Origin of the sequence: Flavobacterium sp. (assembly GCF_044349645.1) — a bacterium.
In the GTDB taxonomy this organism is placed as follows: Bacteria; Bacteroidota; Bacteroidia; order Flavobacteriales; family Flavobacteriaceae; genus Flavobacterium.
Map to the genome: position 1 here is coordinate 74,009 of NZ_JBIKQP010000002.1, position 17,535 is coordinate 91,543.

The 17,535-nt window shown below is 32.0% G+C and carries 16 protein-coding genes; 3 read left to right on the top strand and 13 right to left on the bottom strand.

The window, feature by feature from the left end:
• Positions 1 to 14: 14 nt before the first annotated feature.
• Positions 15 to 473, top strand: coding sequence for a thioredoxin family protein (locus AC9UFV_RS00830; protein WP_509571799.1), 459 nt, complete (start codon positions 15 to 17; stop codon positions 471 to 473).
• Positions 474 to 477: 4 nt separating this feature from the next.
• Here AC9UFV_RS00830 and AC9UFV_RS00835 read toward each other — a convergent pair whose 3' ends face one another.
• The 4 genes from AC9UFV_RS00835 to AC9UFV_RS00850 are packed head-to-tail and all read right to left on the bottom strand — an operon-like array spanning position 478 to position 4,644.
• Positions 478 to 2,490 carry a ComEC/Rec2 family competence protein gene (locus AC9UFV_RS00835; protein WP_509571801.1) on the bottom strand — a complete coding sequence of 671 codons (2,013 nt, stop codon included), beginning with the start codon at positions 2,488 to 2,490 and terminating at the stop codon, positions 478 to 480.
• 51 nt (positions 2,491 to 2,541) lie between these two features.
• Positions 2,542 to 3,207 carry a C40 family peptidase gene (locus AC9UFV_RS00840; protein ID WP_509571803.1) on the bottom strand — a complete coding sequence of 222 codons (666 nt, stop codon included), beginning with the start codon at positions 3,205 to 3,207 and terminating at the stop codon, positions 2,542 to 2,544.
• A gap of 42 nt (positions 3,208 to 3,249) precedes the next feature.
• Positions 3,250 to 4,362 carry a lipid-A-disaccharide synthase gene (gene lpxB / locus AC9UFV_RS00845; protein WP_509571806.1) on the bottom strand — a complete coding sequence of 371 codons (1,113 nt, stop codon included), beginning with the start codon at positions 4,360 to 4,362 and terminating at the stop codon, positions 3,250 to 3,252.
• 9 nt (positions 4,363 to 4,371) lie between these two features.
• Complete coding sequence (locus AC9UFV_RS00850) at positions 4,372 to 4,644, bottom strand: hypothetical protein (protein ID WP_509571808.1); 273 nt, start codon at positions 4,642 to 4,644, stop codon at positions 4,372 to 4,374.
• Positions 4,645 to 4,787: 143 nt separating this feature from the next.
• On the opposite strand from AC9UFV_RS00850, the gene AC9UFV_RS00855 reads away from it, so the two are divergent.
• Positions 4,788 to 7,007 carry a carboxy terminal-processing peptidase gene (locus AC9UFV_RS00855; RefSeq protein WP_509571810.1) on the top strand — a complete coding sequence of 740 codons (2,220 nt, stop codon included), beginning with the start codon at positions 4,788 to 4,790 and terminating at the stop codon, positions 7,005 to 7,007.
• A 48-nt stretch (positions 7,008 to 7,055) separates the two neighbouring features.
• On the opposite strand, the gene fabD is transcribed toward AC9UFV_RS00855, so the two are convergent.
• From fabD to AC9UFV_RS00875, 4 genes are read right to left on the bottom strand one after another with little or no spacing between them, the layout of a single operon-like run.
• The gene (gene fabD / locus AC9UFV_RS00860; protein WP_509571812.1) at positions 7,056 to 7,928 is read right to left on the bottom strand and encodes an ACP S-malonyltransferase; all 873 of its coding nucleotides are present in this window, start codon (positions 7,926 to 7,928) and stop codon (positions 7,056 to 7,058) included.
• Between the two features lie 14 nt (positions 7,929 to 7,942).
• Positions 7,943 to 9,103 carry a formate-dependent phosphoribosylglycinamide formyltransferase gene (gene purT / locus AC9UFV_RS00865; RefSeq protein WP_509571814.1) on the bottom strand — a complete coding sequence of 387 codons (1,161 nt, stop codon included), beginning with the start codon at positions 9,101 to 9,103 and terminating at the stop codon, positions 7,943 to 7,945.
• 25 nt (positions 9,104 to 9,128) lie between these two features.
• The gene (locus AC9UFV_RS00870; RefSeq protein WP_509571816.1) at positions 9,129 to 10,313 is read right to left on the bottom strand and encodes a pyridoxal phosphate-dependent aminotransferase; all 1,185 of its coding nucleotides are present in this window, start codon (positions 10,311 to 10,313) and stop codon (positions 9,129 to 9,131) included.
• 40 nt (positions 10,314 to 10,353) lie between these two features.
• A complete protein-coding gene (locus AC9UFV_RS00875) occupies positions 10,354 to 11,454 on the bottom strand; it encodes a fatty acid desaturase family protein (protein WP_509571818.1) in 1,101 nt (366 codons plus the stop codon).
• A 101-nt stretch (positions 11,455 to 11,555) separates the two neighbouring features.
• On the opposite strand from AC9UFV_RS00875, the gene rsmG reads away from it, so the two are divergent.
• Positions 11,556 to 12,185, top strand: coding sequence for a 16S rRNA (guanine(527)-N(7))-methyltransferase RsmG (gene rsmG / locus AC9UFV_RS00880; RefSeq protein WP_509571820.1), 630 nt, complete (start codon positions 11,556 to 11,558; stop codon positions 12,183 to 12,185).
• A 74-nt stretch (positions 12,186 to 12,259) separates the two neighbouring features.
• Here rsmG and pruA read toward each other — a convergent pair whose 3' ends face one another.
• From pruA to map, 5 genes are all read right to left on the bottom strand, one after another.
• Positions 12,260 to 13,888 (bottom strand): L-glutamate gamma-semialdehyde dehydrogenase, encoded by a 1,629-nt coding sequence (gene pruA, locus AC9UFV_RS00885; protein WP_509571822.1) that lies wholly within the window; start codon positions 13,886 to 13,888, stop codon positions 12,260 to 12,262.
• A gap of 267 nt (positions 13,889 to 14,155) precedes the next feature.
• Positions 14,156 to 14,542 (bottom strand): Co2+/Mg2+ efflux facilitator ApaG/CorD, encoded by a 387-nt coding sequence (apaG, locus tag AC9UFV_RS00890; protein ID WP_509571824.1) that lies wholly within the window; start codon positions 14,540 to 14,542, stop codon positions 14,156 to 14,158.
• Positions 14,543 to 14,609: 67 nt separating this feature from the next.
• Positions 14,610 to 15,863, bottom strand: coding sequence for a type IX secretion system plug protein (locus AC9UFV_RS00895; RefSeq protein ID WP_509571826.1), 1,254 nt, complete (start codon positions 15,861 to 15,863; stop codon positions 14,610 to 14,612).
• 63 nt (positions 15,864 to 15,926) lie between these two features.
• Positions 15,927 to 16,697 (bottom strand): class I SAM-dependent methyltransferase, encoded by a 771-nt coding sequence (locus tag AC9UFV_RS00900; protein WP_509571828.1) that lies wholly within the window; start codon positions 16,695 to 16,697, stop codon positions 15,927 to 15,929.
• Between the two features lie 3 nt (positions 16,698 to 16,700).
• Positions 16,701 to 17,519 (bottom strand): type I methionyl aminopeptidase, encoded by an 819-nt coding sequence (map, locus tag AC9UFV_RS00905; protein WP_509571830.1) that lies wholly within the window; start codon positions 17,517 to 17,519, stop codon positions 16,701 to 16,703.
• Between the last annotated feature and the right edge of the window lie 16 nt (positions 17,520 to 17,535).

Here is a 17,535-nt window from a genome sequence, read left to right on the forward strand (position 1 = left end):
TAATATTCATTAAAATGAAAAAAACACTTATAGCGCTATTATTTATTCTTGGTTCTTACGCAATAGAAGCTCAAGAATTAGTTTGGAGTAATAACCTTAGAAATTCTGTTGAAGTTTCTAAGAAAACGAAAAAACCTTTAATGCTTTTCTTCACAGGAAGTGATTGGTGTGGCTGGTGTATTAAGCTTCAAAATGAAGTTTTCAGAACACCGGAATTTGTTAAATGGGCTAATGAAAATGTAGTTCTAGTAGAGCTTGATTTTCCAAGAAGAACCGCTTTAGCTCCAGAAATAACCGAACAAAATAATCAATTGCAGCAGTTTTTTGCCGTTCAAGGATATCCAACTGTTTGGTTTGTAAATGCAACATTAAATGAAGGAAAAATCAATATAGATAAACTAGGAAGTACAGGCTATTTGGCCGGAGGACCAAAAGTTTGGGTTGATAATGCCAATGGTATTTTGAAAAAGTAATATATTATTTTACTTTATAAAATCCCTTTTCAGCAGTAGCATGGAAAGGGATTTTCTTTTTCATGCAAATGGATTTCCAAAGCTGGATAGTAATTTTATAATTGGACGCATCAGCAACAATCAATTTCGGATGGTTTACTTGAATTAATCGCTCTAAATTTATTTTTGGAGACTGCCTTAAAATGATAATATCGGGATTTATTTCTTTTGAATAAATACCAAAACTATCAATTACCATTATCTTTTTATCATTGAAATAATATAAATTTTGCATTTTATTTATCCCTGTTATTGAGCTGTTATTTGCAATTAAGTATGACTTTAATACCGTGTTTGATGCGAGTTTATCAATAGTTCTTTCATTTCCATAAACAGTCACTTTATCACCATTTCTTTCAGTAATTAAAGTGTTTTTCCAACTATTAAAAACAATAAATTCCTTTTGGTTTTGAATTTCCCAACGCGTTATTAATAAAGTTGATTGAAAAAGTAACACACTTATAAAAGCAAATACAATTTTTGGATAAGTCGGTTTTTTAAATAAAATCACAAAAGCAATTATTAAAAGGTACAAACAAAATAAGGACTGCCAATTTATTGGAATATCCTTAATAATAAATTGCTCAAATGACGCCACCAAATTGATAATTTTATTCAAATAATAAATGCAAAATTCCAATGATTTCATAGTCAACATTGGAACAAAATCAAAAGTCGTCATTACCATTACTAGAACTCCCAATCCCATAATTAGAATTAAAAAAGGAATAATAATTAGATTGGTAATAAAAAACAAACCTGGAAATTGATGAAAGTAGTAAATACTTAATGGGAAAGCTCCAATTTGTGCTGCAAATGAAACCGTTAAAATATCCCAAAAGTAAGTTGCGATTTTGTTTTTTGGCATCCATAAATTAGAAATTAAAGGCTGTAGCCAAAGAATAAAAAATAAGGAAAGATAACTTAATTGAAATCCAACATCAAATAAAAAGGAAGGTTGAAAAAACAAAATTAGAAACATGGAAACCAATAAAGTATGAAAAATATTAGTGTTTCTTTTCAAATACATTCCCACAGCAACAAATGTGAACATTGTTACGGATCGAACAACTGAGGGCGAAAGTCCCGCTAATATTGCAAATCCCCAAAGGCTAATGATGATTGTAAATAACCGAATTGTATTTCCTGTTTTATTTTTTGGTAAGGGTTTTAATAAAAATGTTATGAAAAGCAAAATAAATCCGACATGTAATCCAGAAACTGATAATATATGAATTGCTCCAGCGTATTGATAATCTTTCAAAATTTCTTTTGAAATATTTTGTTGCTGTCCTAAAATAAGTGCGTTAACAACTTGTAATTCGTCTTTTGAGAAATTATTTTTTTGGAGGTTGGTAATTATATTATTTCTAATTCGATCGGAGTAATACCAAATATTTTTGTCAATTTTATCGCTAATTTTAATCGAATAAGCGTTGGTATAAATTTGGCCAAAAATGGATTTATTATTTAAATAGCTACCATAATCAAATTGGTTTGGATTCAGTGATTTTTTATTTAAAATGCACTTGCCATAAATCTGAAAGTTACTGCCTATTTGAATCCTAGAATCTCCATTAGCATCATGAATTTGAACTAATATTCTTCCGGAACAACTTTTATTATCTACTTTTTTTACTAATCCAATGTATTTATCAACTTTTGAGTTTCCTTTTAATTTTTCCCTTAAAACCAATTCAACAGAATGATAATCAGTTTCATTTTTTATTAAATGAACATAATTATTTTCGTTATAAATTTCATTATGAATTACATGATTAAAGCAACCAATTTGAAAAAACAAGAGATAGGTGGCTATTCCGAAATATATCTTTTGGATAAAATCCTTCTTTGATAAATATAAAGTGATTATAAAAACAACAAAAAATATTCCAATAAATGTAAAAGTGGTAGAAGGATTTGGATTGAAATAGCTTGAAAATACAATTCCCAATACAAACCAGATTGTGATTTTCATTAAAGGAAATTGAAGTATTTTCATTTTCCTAATGTAGTCAATTTAATCTTACTAAAACGAAGAATAGATTCTATTTACTTGAGCAAATGTTCTTTTATAATAAGGTTCTTTGGTGGAAGATATAATTACCCCTTTTGAAGTTGCAGAATGGATAAATTTAATCTCATCTTCCAAAACTTCCACAACCATTCCTACGTGATTAATAATCTTTCTGCCATTGGTTTTAAAGAAAATTAAATCCCCTTTTCTAATTTCATTAGGATTTAAAACAGAGCCCAATTTTGACATTTGGTTGGAAGAACGTGGTAAAATAAGATCAAATTTGCTGAAGGTATAAAACATTAATCCGGAGCAATCAAAGCCTTCAGGATTTGACCCGCCGCTTCTATATCGAGCGCCTAAATTTTCTGATGCAGCGTTTATTAGTTGCTCAACTAAATAACTCGAATCGGAAGTATTTATAATTAAATCGTCTGAATTTTCATCGGTGCTCAACCTGCTTTTTATGTCTTTTATTGGAGAGATTTCTGTTATTATTGGCTCAGTTTTTTCAATTACCTTCTTTTTTTTCTTTTCTGGTTTAGAAATAACAGCAACCTCAGGCTTCTTGTACAAACCTTGTTTTTCTGCTTCTGATTTAGACGTAACTATTACTGAAGTTGTTTTACAGCTCGTAAATACTAAGAATAAAATGAAAAGTGAAATAAGATTTCTCAAAGTTATTTTTTTTGCAAATTTATGCAATTAATTCTAATCAAATTATTGGAGATTATTTACAATGAGTTTTGCCGTTTTATGACTTGCTCCGCTACCGCCTAATTTCTTTTCTAGGGTGTTATAATTTTCTAAAACTTCAATGCGGTATTTTGAATCAAATAGTTTTTGAAGTTCGATTTTGATGTTTTTAGAACTGCAATTTTCTTGAATTAATTCAGTAACAACTTCTTTGTCCATAATTAAATTCACAAGAGAAATATATTTTAAAGTTACGATCCTTCTTGCAATTTGGTACGAAAGCCAACTCCCTTTATAACACACAACTTCAGGAACTTTAAAAAGGGCAGTTTCCAAGGTTGCAGTGCCGGATGTTACCAATGCTGCATAAGAAACACTTAATAAATCGTAGGTTTTATTTGAAATAAAATGGCAATTATTAGATATTAAAAAAGTAGAGTATAAAGAATATTCTTGACTTGGTGCACCAGCTATTACAAACTGATATTCTGGAAAATCAGCAACAACACTTAGCATTACACTTAACATTTTAGTGATTTCCTGCTTTCTACTTCCTGGTAAAATAGCTATAATTGGCTTGTCACTTAAATTATTTTCTTTTCTGAATTCAATTTCATTTATAGCTGGTCGATTTTGGATAGCATCAATTAATGGATGCCCAACAAATTCAACTTTATACTGATGTTTATTTTCATAAAAGTCTTTTTCGAATGGTAAAATCACGTACATTTTATCAATGTCGCGTTTAATGTCTTTTATTCTATTTTCTTTCCAAGCCCAAATTTGAGGTGAAATATAATAGTGCGTTTTCATTCCTAAGTTTTTCGCCCATTTAGCAATTCTCATATTGAAACCCGGATAATCTATGAAAACTAAAACATCTGGTTGGAATTCTAATATATCTATTTTACAGATTTTAATATTGTTTAAAATTGTTTTTAAATTCAATACTACTTCTAGAAATCCCATGAACGATAAATCACGATAATGTTTTACTAAAGTTCCACCCACAGATTGCATTAAGTCACCACCCCAAAAACGAATTTCTGCGGTTGGATCTTCATTGTATAATGACTTCATCAAATTTGAACCGTGTAAATCCCCTGAAGCTTCTCCTGCAATAATATAGTATTTCATAGGTTAAATCTATAAAAATAATGTGACAATTGTTAATACAATTATGGCTAAAATAATTCCTTTTGCCATTGTTTCTTTTCTCTTTTTTAATAACCCAAAAAACACTCCAATATTTAAAATGGTTCCTAATGTGATTATTTTTCCTAATTCGCCCTCAAATTTCAAGATCTGCAAACCACCAATAAACGAATAAGGAGTAAAGGAAATAATAAATAAGTAACTTCCAATAAATGAAGTTATTAGTCCAATTAATAATCCGTAAAATAAATCTATTTTTTTCATTTAATACCTAATTGAGCTACTATTTTCGATGTAAAAATAGTTAATTTTAATCTGACATTAATGCTTTTGAATCTTTAACAAAAAATTAGAGAATTAGATATTTTGAGTATCTTATTTTTGTATATCTTAGTTAAAAAAAATTAATGAATACATTTTTGAATTTTATGAAAAGGAATTATAAGATATTAGCACTGGTATTAGTAGCTTCTTTATCGCTATGGAGTTTTATTCCAAAGCAAAAAGGAGATCCTGAAAAAGACAAATTATTATTGGAATTATTAACATTTGTTATTGAAAAAGGGCACTATAGTCCAGCTGATATTGATGATAATTTTTCTAAAAGTTTATTTAAAGAATACATTAAAACACTTGACCCTACAAAAAGATTCTTTTTGCAATCAGATATTGATGAATTTTCTGAGTATGAAACTGACTTAGATGATCAAATAAAAAATAAAGATTTAACTTTTTTTGATTTGACTCATACCCGTTTGAAACAACGTATTGAGGAAAGTAAATCCTACTATAAATCAATTTTAGGCCAACCATTTGACTTTAAAGTAGAAGAAGAATTTAATTCCGATTTTGAAAAATTACCTTTCGCAAATTCAGTTTCTGAACTAAAAGAGAAATGGAGGAAGCAACTTAAATTATCTGTATTGTCTTCATTAACAGACCGATTGAAATTGGAAGAAGACATAAAAAATGGAGTAGTTAATGAGAAAAAGGATTCTTTAAGCGCGAAGAAAGCGGAAAAGCCGATAGATAAAACTCCAAAAACATTTGAACAAATTGAGAAAGAAACTCGAGAAAGTTCATTAAAATCAATGAACGAATTTTTTAGTTTAATTGATGACATGAAAAGAGAAGAATGGTTTTCGATTTTTGTAAATACTATTGCAGAACGATTTGATCCACATACTTCCTATTTTGCTGCGGAAGACAAAGAACGTTTTGATGTTAGTATGTCTGGGAAATTCTTCGGAATAGGAGCTCGTCTTCAAAAGAAAAATGATTTTACAGAAATTACGGAGTTAATTTCAGGTGGTCCTGCGTGGAGAGGAAAAGAATTAGAAGTAGGTGATATTTTTCTAAAAGTTGGTCAAGGCGATAAAGATCCTGTTGATGTTGTAGGGATGAAAATTGATGATGTCGTTAAAAAAATTAAAGGACCAAAAGGAACTGAAGTTCGCTTAACTGTTAAGAAAACAGACGGTACTATTAAAGTAATTACTCTTATTCGTGACGAAATAGAAATTGAAGAAACCTATCTAAAATCTAGTGTTGTAGAAAAAAATGGGTTGAAATATGGTGTAATTTATTTGCCTAAATTTTACATCGATTTTGAAAATCCTGACAATAGAGACGCCGGAAAAGATATGGCAATTGAAGTGGAAAGGCTTAAAAAAGAAGGCGTAAACGGAATTGTATTGGATGTTCGAGATGACGGCGGAGGGTCTTTAAAAACGGTTGTGGATATTGCTGGATTGTTTATTGAACAAGGTCCAATTGTTCAAATAAAATCGGCTTCAGGTCAAAAAGAAGTTCTTTATGATAGAGATAAAAAAGTTCAATGGGATGGACCTTTAGTTATTATGATAAATAACTTTTCTGCATCAGCATCTGAAATTTTAGCTGCAGCAATTCAAGATTATAAAAGAGGTGTAATCATTGGAAGTAAACAATCTTACGGTAAAGGAACAGTACAAAATATTATTGATTTAAATCAATTTATTAGAAATTCAAAATTAGGAGATTTGGGAGCTTTAAAAACAACTACTCAAAAATTCTATAGAATCAATGGCGGATCTACGCAATTAGAAGGTGTTAGCAGTGATGTTGTTATGCCAGATAAGTACTCATACATTAAAATGGGAGAACGTGATATTGATAATGCTATGCCATGGGATAAAATTGATGCTGCCGATTACAATGTTTGGAATAAAACAAATAATATTTCTGCTGCAATTGAAAATAGTAAAAAACGATTGGCTGAAAATAATCAATTTAAATTGATCGACGAAAATGCTAAATGGATCAATGAAAGAAGTGAGGATAACGTTTATAATTTACAAATTGATAAGTTCAAAGCAGAGCAAAAATTACTTGAAGAAACTTCAAAAAAATACAAAGCAGTTTTAGATTATCAAAACCAATTGACATTTAATTCTCTTCCATATGAAAATGAATTGATGAAAACAGATTCCGCTTTAAAAGAGAAAAGACAAAGATGGCATGAGAGTTTGTCGAAAGACATTTATATCGATGAAGCTTTGAATGTATTAAGTGATTTACAATCTAAAGATTTAGCTAAGAAAACCAATGTAACTCTAAAGAAAAAAGACAAATTAGTAAAGTCATAAAAAAAAAGTCCTGAGAAACCTCAGGACTTTTTTTTATCTAAATCTATACTAAGCGTTTGCAGTAACCGCATCACGATCAATTTTTCCTACAAGTCCAACTAGTACTTTTCCAGGTCCAACTTCTGTAAATAAAGTTGCACCATCTTTAACCATTTGTTGAACAGATTGTGTCCATTTTACAGGGGCCGTTAATTGTATAATTAGGTTTTTCTTAATTTCATCAGGGTCTGAAACCGCATTGGCAGTTACATTTTGATAAACTGGACAAATTGGAGTTGAAAAAGTAGTCATTTCAATTGCAGCAGCTAATTCTTCGCGAGCTGGTTCCATCATTGGCGAGTGAAAACCACCACCTACAGGTAATAACAATGCTCTTTTTGCCCCAGCTTCTTTCATTGCTTCACAGGCCTTTTCCACTGCTGAAAATTCTCCTGATATTACTAATTGACCAGGGCAGTTATAGTTTGCCGCTACAACAACTCCGTCAATTGAAGCGCAAACTTCTTCGACAACTGAATCTTCTAATCCCAATACCGCAGCCATTGTTGAAGGTTTTACTTCACATGCTTTTTGCATTGCTAAAGCTCTTTTTGAAACTAATTTTAAACCGTCTTCAAATGATAAAGTGCCATTTGCAACCAATGCAGAAAATTCTCCCAATGAATGTCCTGCAACCATTTCAGGTTTGAAATCTGATAATGTTTTTGCTAAAATTACCGAATGCAAAAATACTGCCGGTTGGGTAACTTTGGTTTCTTTTAATTCATCTGCAGTTCCTTCAAACATGATGTCTGTAATTCGGAAACCTAAAATTTCATTTGCCTTTTCAAATAAATCCTTAGCTAATTCTGAATTCTCATACAACTCTTTTCCCATTCCTGTAAACTGGGCTCCCTGACCCGGAAATATAAATGCTTTCATAATTATTTATCAATTTAAGATTTCACTTTTATCATTTTTGCTGCCTCTTTTGCCAACTCAATAATTTCTTCAATTGGAGTTTTCAAATCATCACTTACTAGTGAAACACCCATTCTTCGATAAGGTCTTGAAGTGGGTTTTCCAAATATTCTAAAGTCGGTTTTTGGTAATGAAGCAATTTTTTCTATCCCCTCATAGATTGGATTTATGCTATTTTCTGAAGCAAGAATAACGGCACTTGCACCTGCTTTTTCCAATTTTATTTCAAATATAGGCAAACTTAATATTGCACGTAAATGCAATTCAAATTCATTAAAATTCTGAGTACCTGCAAGGGTTACCATTCCTGTATCGTGAGGTCTTGGTGACAATTCTGAAAAGTAAACCCCTTCATCTGTAAGAAAAAATTCTACTCCAAAAAGACCTGCGCCACCTAAAGCTTCAGTAACTTTTCGAGCCATATTTTGCGCTTCATTTAAGTCGGATTCTGAAATTCTTGCAGGCTGCCAACTCTCTTGATAATCCCCTCGTTCTTGACGATGTCCAATTGGTGCACAAAAAAGGGTTGGATTATTATTTTGAACTACTGTCAATAAAGTGATTTCTGAATTGAATTTCACAAATGCTTCTACAATCACTTCTACAACATCTCCACGCGAACCTTCAACGGCATAATTCCATGCTTTTTCAATATCCGATTCTGTTTTTATTGTAGATTGCCCTTTTCCTGAAGATGACATTAATGGTTTTACAACACAAGGAATTCCGACTTCCAAAACTGCTTTTTTAAGTTCTTCAGAAGTTGTTGCGTATTTATATTTGGCAGTTTTCAAACCTAATTCCTTTGAAGCCAAATCACGAATAGCTTTTCGGTTCATCGTGAAATTAGCTGCTTTTGCCGAAGGAACTACTTTTATTCCTTGGCTTTCATAATCATAAAAACGTTCAGTTCTGATTGCTTCAATTTCTGGAACAATAAAGTCGGGTTGGTGTTTGTGAACAATTCTATCTAATTCTTTTCCGTCAAGCATGTTGATTACTTCAAATCCATGGGCAACTTGCATCGCTGGAGCATTTTCATAATTATCAACTGCTATTACAATTTGCCCAATTCTTTGAGCAGCAATTGTAAATTCTTTGCCTAATTCACCAGAACCTAGAAGGAGTATTTTCATAAAATTACAATGTTAATCGCTTTATTTATGCCAACGCTTGTTTGATTCTTCTTAGCGCTTCAATCAATAAATCCTCGCTAGTAGCATATGAAAAACGAATACAATTTGGATTTCCAAAAGCATCTCCTGTTACGGTTGCCACATTTGCTTCTGATAAAAGATACATTGAAAAATCATTCGCATCTTTTATAAATGTTCCGTTTAAAGTTTTTCCAAAGAAGTGTGAAACGTCTGGAAATACATAAAATGCCCCTTCTGGAACATTGATTTTAATTCCTGGGATATCTTTTAAAAGTCCCACGACTAAATCTCGCCTACTATGAAATGCATTAACCATGTGTTTTAAAACAGATGGATCTGCATCAACAGCCGTAATTGTTGCTCTTTGTGCAATACTATTTGCTCCGCTGGTTACTTGTCCTTGAATTTTTGTACAAGCTTTTGCTATAAATTCGGGTGCTCCAATATATCCAATTCTCCAACCTGTCATTGCAAATGCTTTTGCAACACCATTTACAGTTACTGTTTTTTCAAGCATTCCTGGGATAGATCCAATACTACAAAAAGTCCCTGAGAAATTAATGTGCTCGTAAATTTCATCGGCAACTACATAGATGTTTGGGTATTTTTCTAAAACTTTTGCCAAAGCTGTAAGTTCTTCTCTGCTGTAAACCGATCCACTAGGATTACATGGAGAACTGAACCACATCATTTTAGTTTTTGGAGTAATTGCAGCTTCTAATTGTGAAGGTGTAATTTTGAAATCACTTTCTATAGTTGTAGGAACTTCAACAGGAACTCCGCCTGATAATTTTATTATTTCAAAGTAGCTAACCCAATATGGAGCTGGTAAAATAACCTCGTCTCCATCGTTTAACATTACTTGTGCTATGTTGTATAAAGATTGTTTTGCTCCAGTTGAAACTACAATTTGCGATGGTTTGTAATCCAAATTGTTGTCTCTTTTGAATTTTCTGCAAATTGCTTCTTTCAATTCTAGGTAACCTTCTACTGGGGAATAGGTGCTAAAATTCTCGTCTATTGCTTTTTTTGCGGCCTCCTTAATGAAATCGGGAGTGTTGAAGTCGGGTTCACCTAAACTTAAACTAATAATATCTTTTCCTTGTACTTTTAATTCTCTGGCTAAAGCGGCCATAGCCAATGTTTGTGACGTCGATAAATTATTTATCCTATCTGAAAGTGCATTCATTCTTGTTGTTTGTTGTAGTTATTTATTGTTGTGTTTAATTTTATGCTGATAATTCTGGTTTCATTCCTAAGTCTTTCAGATGTTTGAAATGGGCAATTACTGCTGATCTCATTGATTTGTATTCATAATATGGAAGATTAGCTTCTTGGGCTGCTTCTTTCACAAATTTTGAAATTTTAGTATAATGAACATGACAAATATTTGGGAATAAATGGTGTTCAATTTGATGATTTAATCCTCCTGTATACCAATTTACAATAAAGTTTTTTGGAGCAAAATTTGCCGTAGTAAATAGTTGGTGTATTGCCCATGTGTTCTCCATTTCACCATCATCGTTTGGTAATGGATTCGCAGTTTCTTCAATTACGTGTGCTAATTGGAATACAATACTCAAAATTAAACCTGCAGTGTAGTGCATTACAAAAAATCCAAAAAGCACTTTCCACCAAGAAACTCCAATAATCATTGGGATTACAATCCAAATAGAAAAGTAGATTATTTTTGTAATTACCAATGTGGTCCATAAAATTTTTGGACTTTTAGGTTCTCCGTAAGACAATTTTCTTTTTAAATACTGACTCATTTGTTTGAAATCAGTAGTTAAAGCCCAGTTAAAAGTCAGTAATCCATATAAAAAAACGGAGTAATAATGTTGAAATTTATGAAAGTAGGACCATTTAGCTTCTTTAGTAAATCTGATAATTCTGCCAGCATCTAAATCTTCATCATGTCCTGGAATATTTGTGTAAGTATGGTGCAAAACGTTGTGTTGAACTTGCCAGTTGTAAACGTTTCCGGCTAAAACATAAATTGTCCCACCCATAAATTTATTAACCCAGCTTTTATTAGAATAAGAACCATGATTTCCATCGTGCATTACATTCATTCCTATTCCTGCCATTCCAATACCAATAACAATTGAAAGTAAGGTAAACAACCAGAAAGGCATATTTGTTAATGTTATAATTAAAATATAGGGAGTAATAAAAATTGAGAAAAGTATAATTGTTTTAAGGTACAATTTCCAGTTTCCCGTTTTTTCAATATTATTTTCCTTGAAATAATTGTTTACTTTAGAATTCAATGTTCTAAAAAACTTCATTCCATCTTGTTTTGCAAATGTAGGGACAGTATTGTTCATAATATATTTGATATTCAACAAAGATAATTATTATATAAATTTATTCAACCAATTTGAAGTTAATATTTTAACTTAAAATAGTACTTTTGTTAAAAAAATAAATGGAATTTATTCAAAAGTACTTTCCTGAATTAACTGAAGTTCAGATAAGTCAATTTCAACAGTTGGAAGCGTTATATTACGATTGGAATTCAAAAATTAATGTTATTTCTCGAAAAGACATCGATCAATTGTATGTGAAACATGTTTTGCACTCATTGGCTATTGCCAAAATTCAAAAATTTGAACCTGGAACTTATGTTTTAGATGTTGGAACCGGTGGAGGTTTTCCTGGAATTCCTTTGGCAATTCTATTTCCCGAAACTCGTTTTTACCTTATTGATGTTATTCTAAAAAAGATAAATGTGGTAAAAGCAGTTGCTGAATCGTTGGATTTAAAAAATGTAAAGGCAGAACAAATACGGGCCGAAAATGTAAAAGGAGATTTTGATTTCATTGTTAGTCGTGCAGTAACCAATATGCCCGATTTTGTTTCTTGGATAAAAGATAAAATCAAGAAACAACAAAAACACGAACTAAAAAATGGTGTTTTATATTTAAAAGGTGGTGATTTAACAGAAGAATTGGCTACGTTTCCAAACGCAAAAGAATACAATATTTCCAATTTTTTTGAAGACGAATTTTTTGAAACTAAGAAAGTAGTTCACTTGCCTTTGAAATATAAAACATAAAAAAACCACAAGTATTGAATCTTTACTTGTGGTTTTTTTATTCATAAATCTAATTTCATAAATCTAAAATTACTTCATTCTCCTAAAAACGGATATCTGTAATCTTCAGGGGTAACAAACGTTTCTTTTATTGTTCTAGGTGACGCCCAACGCAATAAGTTTAATGCTGAACCCGCTTTATCATTTGTTCCTGAAGCTCTTGCACCACCAAAAGGTTGCATTCCTACAACTGCACCTGTTGGTTTATCATTCACATAAAAATTTCCTGCAGCATTTTGTAAAGCGATAGTTGCCTGTTCAATTGCATAACGGTCTTTACTAAAAATCGCACCTGTTAATGCATAATCTGAAGTTTGATCCACTAATTCTAAAGTAGTTTCCCAATCGGCATCTTCATAAACATAAATAGTTACTACTGGTCCGAACAATTCGGTTTCCATAGTGGTGTATTTTGGGTTGGTAGTAACAATAATAGTAGGTTCAATGAAATAACCAACAGACTTATCATAATTTCCACCAAAGATTATTTCAGCATCGGTATCTTTTTTCGCTTGTTCGATGTAACTTACTAATTTATTAAATGAACCTTCGTGAATTACAGCTGTTATGAAATTTCCAAAATCTTCTGGAGATCCCATTTTCATGGATTTTACGTCGTTAATTAATTGTTGTTTTACTGCAGGCCATAAACTTTTAGGAATATAGGCTCTTGAAGCTGCTGAACATTTTTGACCTTGAAATTCAAATGCACCACGAGCTATTCCCGTTACAACTTGTTTTACATTGGCACTTGGATGCGCCACAATAAAATCTTTTCCACCAGTTTCTCCTACAATTCTTGGATAAGTTTTATAGTGGTGAATATTTGTTCCAATTTTTGCCCAAATATCTTTGAACACGTGAGTTGATCCAGTGAAATGCACTCCGGCAAAATCACGACTTGCTAAAACAGTATTGGTAATCATTTCAGCATCCCCAAAAACAACGTTGATAACGCCGTCCGGAACACCAGCTTCTTTGAAAACATCGATGATAATTTTTGCAGAAAATACTTGGCTATCACTTGGCTTCCAAATTACAACATTTCCCATCATAGCTGCACTTGCTGGTAAATTTGCAGCAATTGCAGTGAAATTAAAAGGAGTAATTGCATAAACAAAACCTTCTAATGGGCGGTATTCAACTCTGTTCCAAACTGCAGAATCGGAGTTGGGTTGGTCGTTATAAATTTGAGTCATAAACTCCACATTATAACGAAGGAAGTCGATTAATTCACATGAAGCATCGATTTCAGCTTGGAAAATATTTTTTGATTGTGCAATCATGGTTGCAGCGTTAATTTTTGCTCGGTATGGACCTGCGATTAATTCAGCTGCTTTTAAAAATATTGCTGCACGTTGTTCCCAAGCCATATTTGCCCATGCTTTTTTTGATTCTAATGCGTTGGCGATTGCTTTTTCAATATGAGATTTTTCAGCTAAATGATAGGTTCCTACGATGTGTTTATGATCGTGTGGCGCCGACATTTTTCTGGTGTTTCCAGTTTTAATTTCTTCACTTCCAATATATAGTGGAACGTCAATTTGGGTGTTCCACATTTCTTTATAGGCTGCAAGTACTGCTGCTTTTTCTGGAGAATTTGGTGCATACGACTTTACTGGTTCGTTTACCGCTTTTGGTACATTAAAGAATCCTTTTAACATGATAGTTTTTATTTAATAATACCCAATTTAATTGTTTAATTTGGGTGATAAAATTTTTACAAAAGTACAAATGAAAAATTGATAAATTACAATTTAGATTTAGAAATTATACCGGATTTCTAGCCCAGACGGAAATGGAAACCCCGGAATTCTAAATACTATTTTTTTATGTTTTTTTTAAAGCGACCAAAGGAAGCTTTTAAAAAAGCAATAGAAAAAAGGATTTAGAATGAGGAGTTGTAATGGACTGCTGGAAATAGCTTCCTTTTAATTTAGTGCAAATGGTGCGCTCAAACGAAATGTTGGAACTACGACTTTGAAATTTCTAGTTGAGGTAAAATTCACCATGTTAAAATAGCCTTGCATTGCACCAAAAGGGGAAGTTAGTAAGCATCCAGAGCTATAAGTGTGAGATTCTCCTGGTTTTAATACTGGTTTTTTTCCAATAATTCCTTCTCCATCAACGATTTCTGTTTCTTGAAGTGAGTCAAAAATTTCCCAGTGGCGGGTCATTAATTGTACAGAATCTTTACTATGATTTTCAATTGTTATATGGTAACTGAAGGCAAATTGAATCTTGTAGTTTTTGAAGTAAGTGCCCTCAAAACTGGTAGATACAGAAATTTTAATTCCCCTTGTGATTTGTGATACCATAGTAACAAACTGATTTTAGGTAAAATTATAAAAAATTTATGAGTTATTCAATAAATTAAAAATAAAATTAATTGGTAATATTCTCAGAATTTGTAACCCCTTTTCCAATAATTCTATCGTAGCGTTGGTTGTTTTCTCTATAGTAAATGATGGCAAAATAGTTGTTTTCAGTTTGCCAAAAATTCCCATCAATGGCATTTTCGTAATCAATTTTTTTATTTCCGTCTGCAACTACATATTGATAATTGGTAAATCCTTGTTTGATCATTATTGCTTTTTCGTAGACTCCTTTTTCTTGATTGTAATCCATTTTAAATTCATCTGAAAGGGCATAATTATTAAACATTCCATTAATATAAATGTTCTTTTTTTCATAAAATGATGGCGCAGACAGTGTGAAAAATACCCATGAATAGTCTGCTTCTATGGCATTATTAAAGGCATTTGCATTTAGTGGAACAAAATTTCCATTGGCATCAGGATTGTAAGTATAGGCTTTATTTGTTCTTGCTTCGTTTGTATATAAATGGGTATTGTATACGCCATTACTTGCATCTACACGGGCGATAAAATTGGTGGAAGCTATTATTATTTTGTTTTCAAAATATAAAAATTCATTACCACCCCAAAATTGTGTTTCTGTATCGTACTTATAGATTAGGTCGTTTCCAATGGTGAACATTGGTTTGATATTGGTAATTGCTTCGTTTAATTTACCGTTTTGTAACAAAAGTACTTTTACGTTTTGCAGTGGACTTTGAAAAAGTAGATTGGGTGATTTAATTGAAAAATCTAGGTTTTGTTTGTAATTAACATCAGTTATTGTCCGCGGTCTTTTTATTTGCATTGGCACTGTTACCAAGTTTTCATAAATCATTAATTTTCTTGAAAACACCACCTCTCTATCTTCATTTAAAATTTTAATCATATAATTTCCGCTAACCAGAAGCTGCGTATTTTTATTTGGAAAACCAATTCTATAATGAGAATACAATTGAAGTGCGTTTAATGAATTGGTATATTCTTGAATTCGTATTCCATCAAACCCCTGTAGGTACTCATTTTTTGATAAATCGGAATGTTTCCAATCGTAATTGCAGTGTACAATTTCATAATAATAATTGGCTTCATTTCCATACAAATCATCAAATTGAATTTCAAAAGGCTCATTTAAACCAAATAGTGCAATGGAATTTTGATTGTTTTGAACAAAAGTGATTGTTTTTATGTTAAATGGGGGTTCTATTTCTTTTTCCACTTGCGCAAATGTGAGAAATGAAATTAGAAGGAGTGCTATATATAACCAAAGGGTTTTAAACATAATAGTATTTTTGCATTTGTAAATATATGAAAATAACCTTTGAAAATAAAGTTAATATATTCGCTATTTGAAGCATACCGGAATAATTTCTCCTTTTGCTAGGCAATATTTTTCAACTAATTCTGGTTTTAATTTGGCTGTATAGTCTTCTTCAACGACTTTAAATCCGATGCTTCGTAGTTTGTCAAAGTAATCACGGCCATATATTCTAACATGGTCGTATTGTCCAAAAATAGCAGCTCGTTCTTTTTGATTTGTAATTGAATCGTCAGAGAAAGTTATATCGCGAGATAAATCTTGTGGTATTTGGAAAATTCCCATTCCGCCCGGTTTTAATACTCGAAATAACTCTTGCATAGCTTTTGTATCATCGGGGATGTGTTCCAAAACATGATTGCACAAAATAATGTCGTAGGAATTATCTTCAAATGGTAAGTTGCAAATGTCCGCTTTTACGTCTGCCAAAGGGGAAAATAAATCGGTTGTGGTATAATCGATATTTTTTTGGGTTCTAAACAGTTTGTAGAATGCCTGTTCGGGAGCAAAATGCAGGACTTTTTTCTTTTTAGTTGAAGAAAAAAAATCGGTTTCATTGTTAAGATATAGCCACATTAAACGATGTCTTTCTAGTGAAAGGGTACTTGGTGAAAGCACATTATTGCGTTGGTTTCCGTATCCATAGGGCAGAAACATTTTAAAACTTCTTCCATCAATTGGATCGGTAAAAGTATTTCCTTTTAATAAAAAAGCTAAAATAGGGCGTGCAATATAACTCAATCGAATTAGGATTGGCCTTGGGATGGTATTTAGAATTAATTTGAAGAGTTTTTTCATTTATTACATCACCAATGGGGTTCTTCTAAATTCATCTTCTTCATTGCTTACAATCCCTAAAGCTTCATAAACATAGGCAAATGTTGATAGTAATTCTGGTTTTCCGTCAATAATTGCAACATCATGTTCAAAGTGAGCGCTTGGTTTTCCATCGGCAGTTAATATTGTCCAACCGTCTTTTAATTGCTTGATATTTTTTGTCCCCATATTGATCATTGGTTCAATAGCAACAACCATTCCTTCAACAAATAATTTTCCACGACCTTTTTTACCATAATTTGGCATTTCAGGATCTTCGTGCATTTTTTGACCTAAACCGTGGCCAACTAGTTCTCTCACAACGCCATAACCATGAGCTTCAGTATATTTTTGAATGGCATTACCAACGTCTTCTACGCGGTTCCCGATTTTAAATTCGCGGATACCAACATATAAAGATTCTTTAGTTACCTGTAATAATTTTTTAGTTTCAGGTGCTACTTCGCCAATTTCAAACGAATAGGCGTGATCACCGTGGAATCCGTATTTAAACGCACCGCAATCAACCGAAATTACATCGCCGCTTTCAAGTGGAATATCATTTGGAATACCATGAACAACTTGTGCGTTTGGACTCATGCAAAGTGAATTTGGGAAGCCATACAATCCCAAAAAACTTGGAACTGCGCCATGGTCACGAATAAACTCTTCTGCTAATTTATCTAGGTGCAATGTAGTTACTCCAGGCTTTATTTCCCTAGCTATCATTCCTAATGTTTTGGATACAATTAAAGCACTTTCGCGCATTAATTCTATCTCTTCTCTTGTTTTTTGGATTATCATTTTTCACCGAATAGAT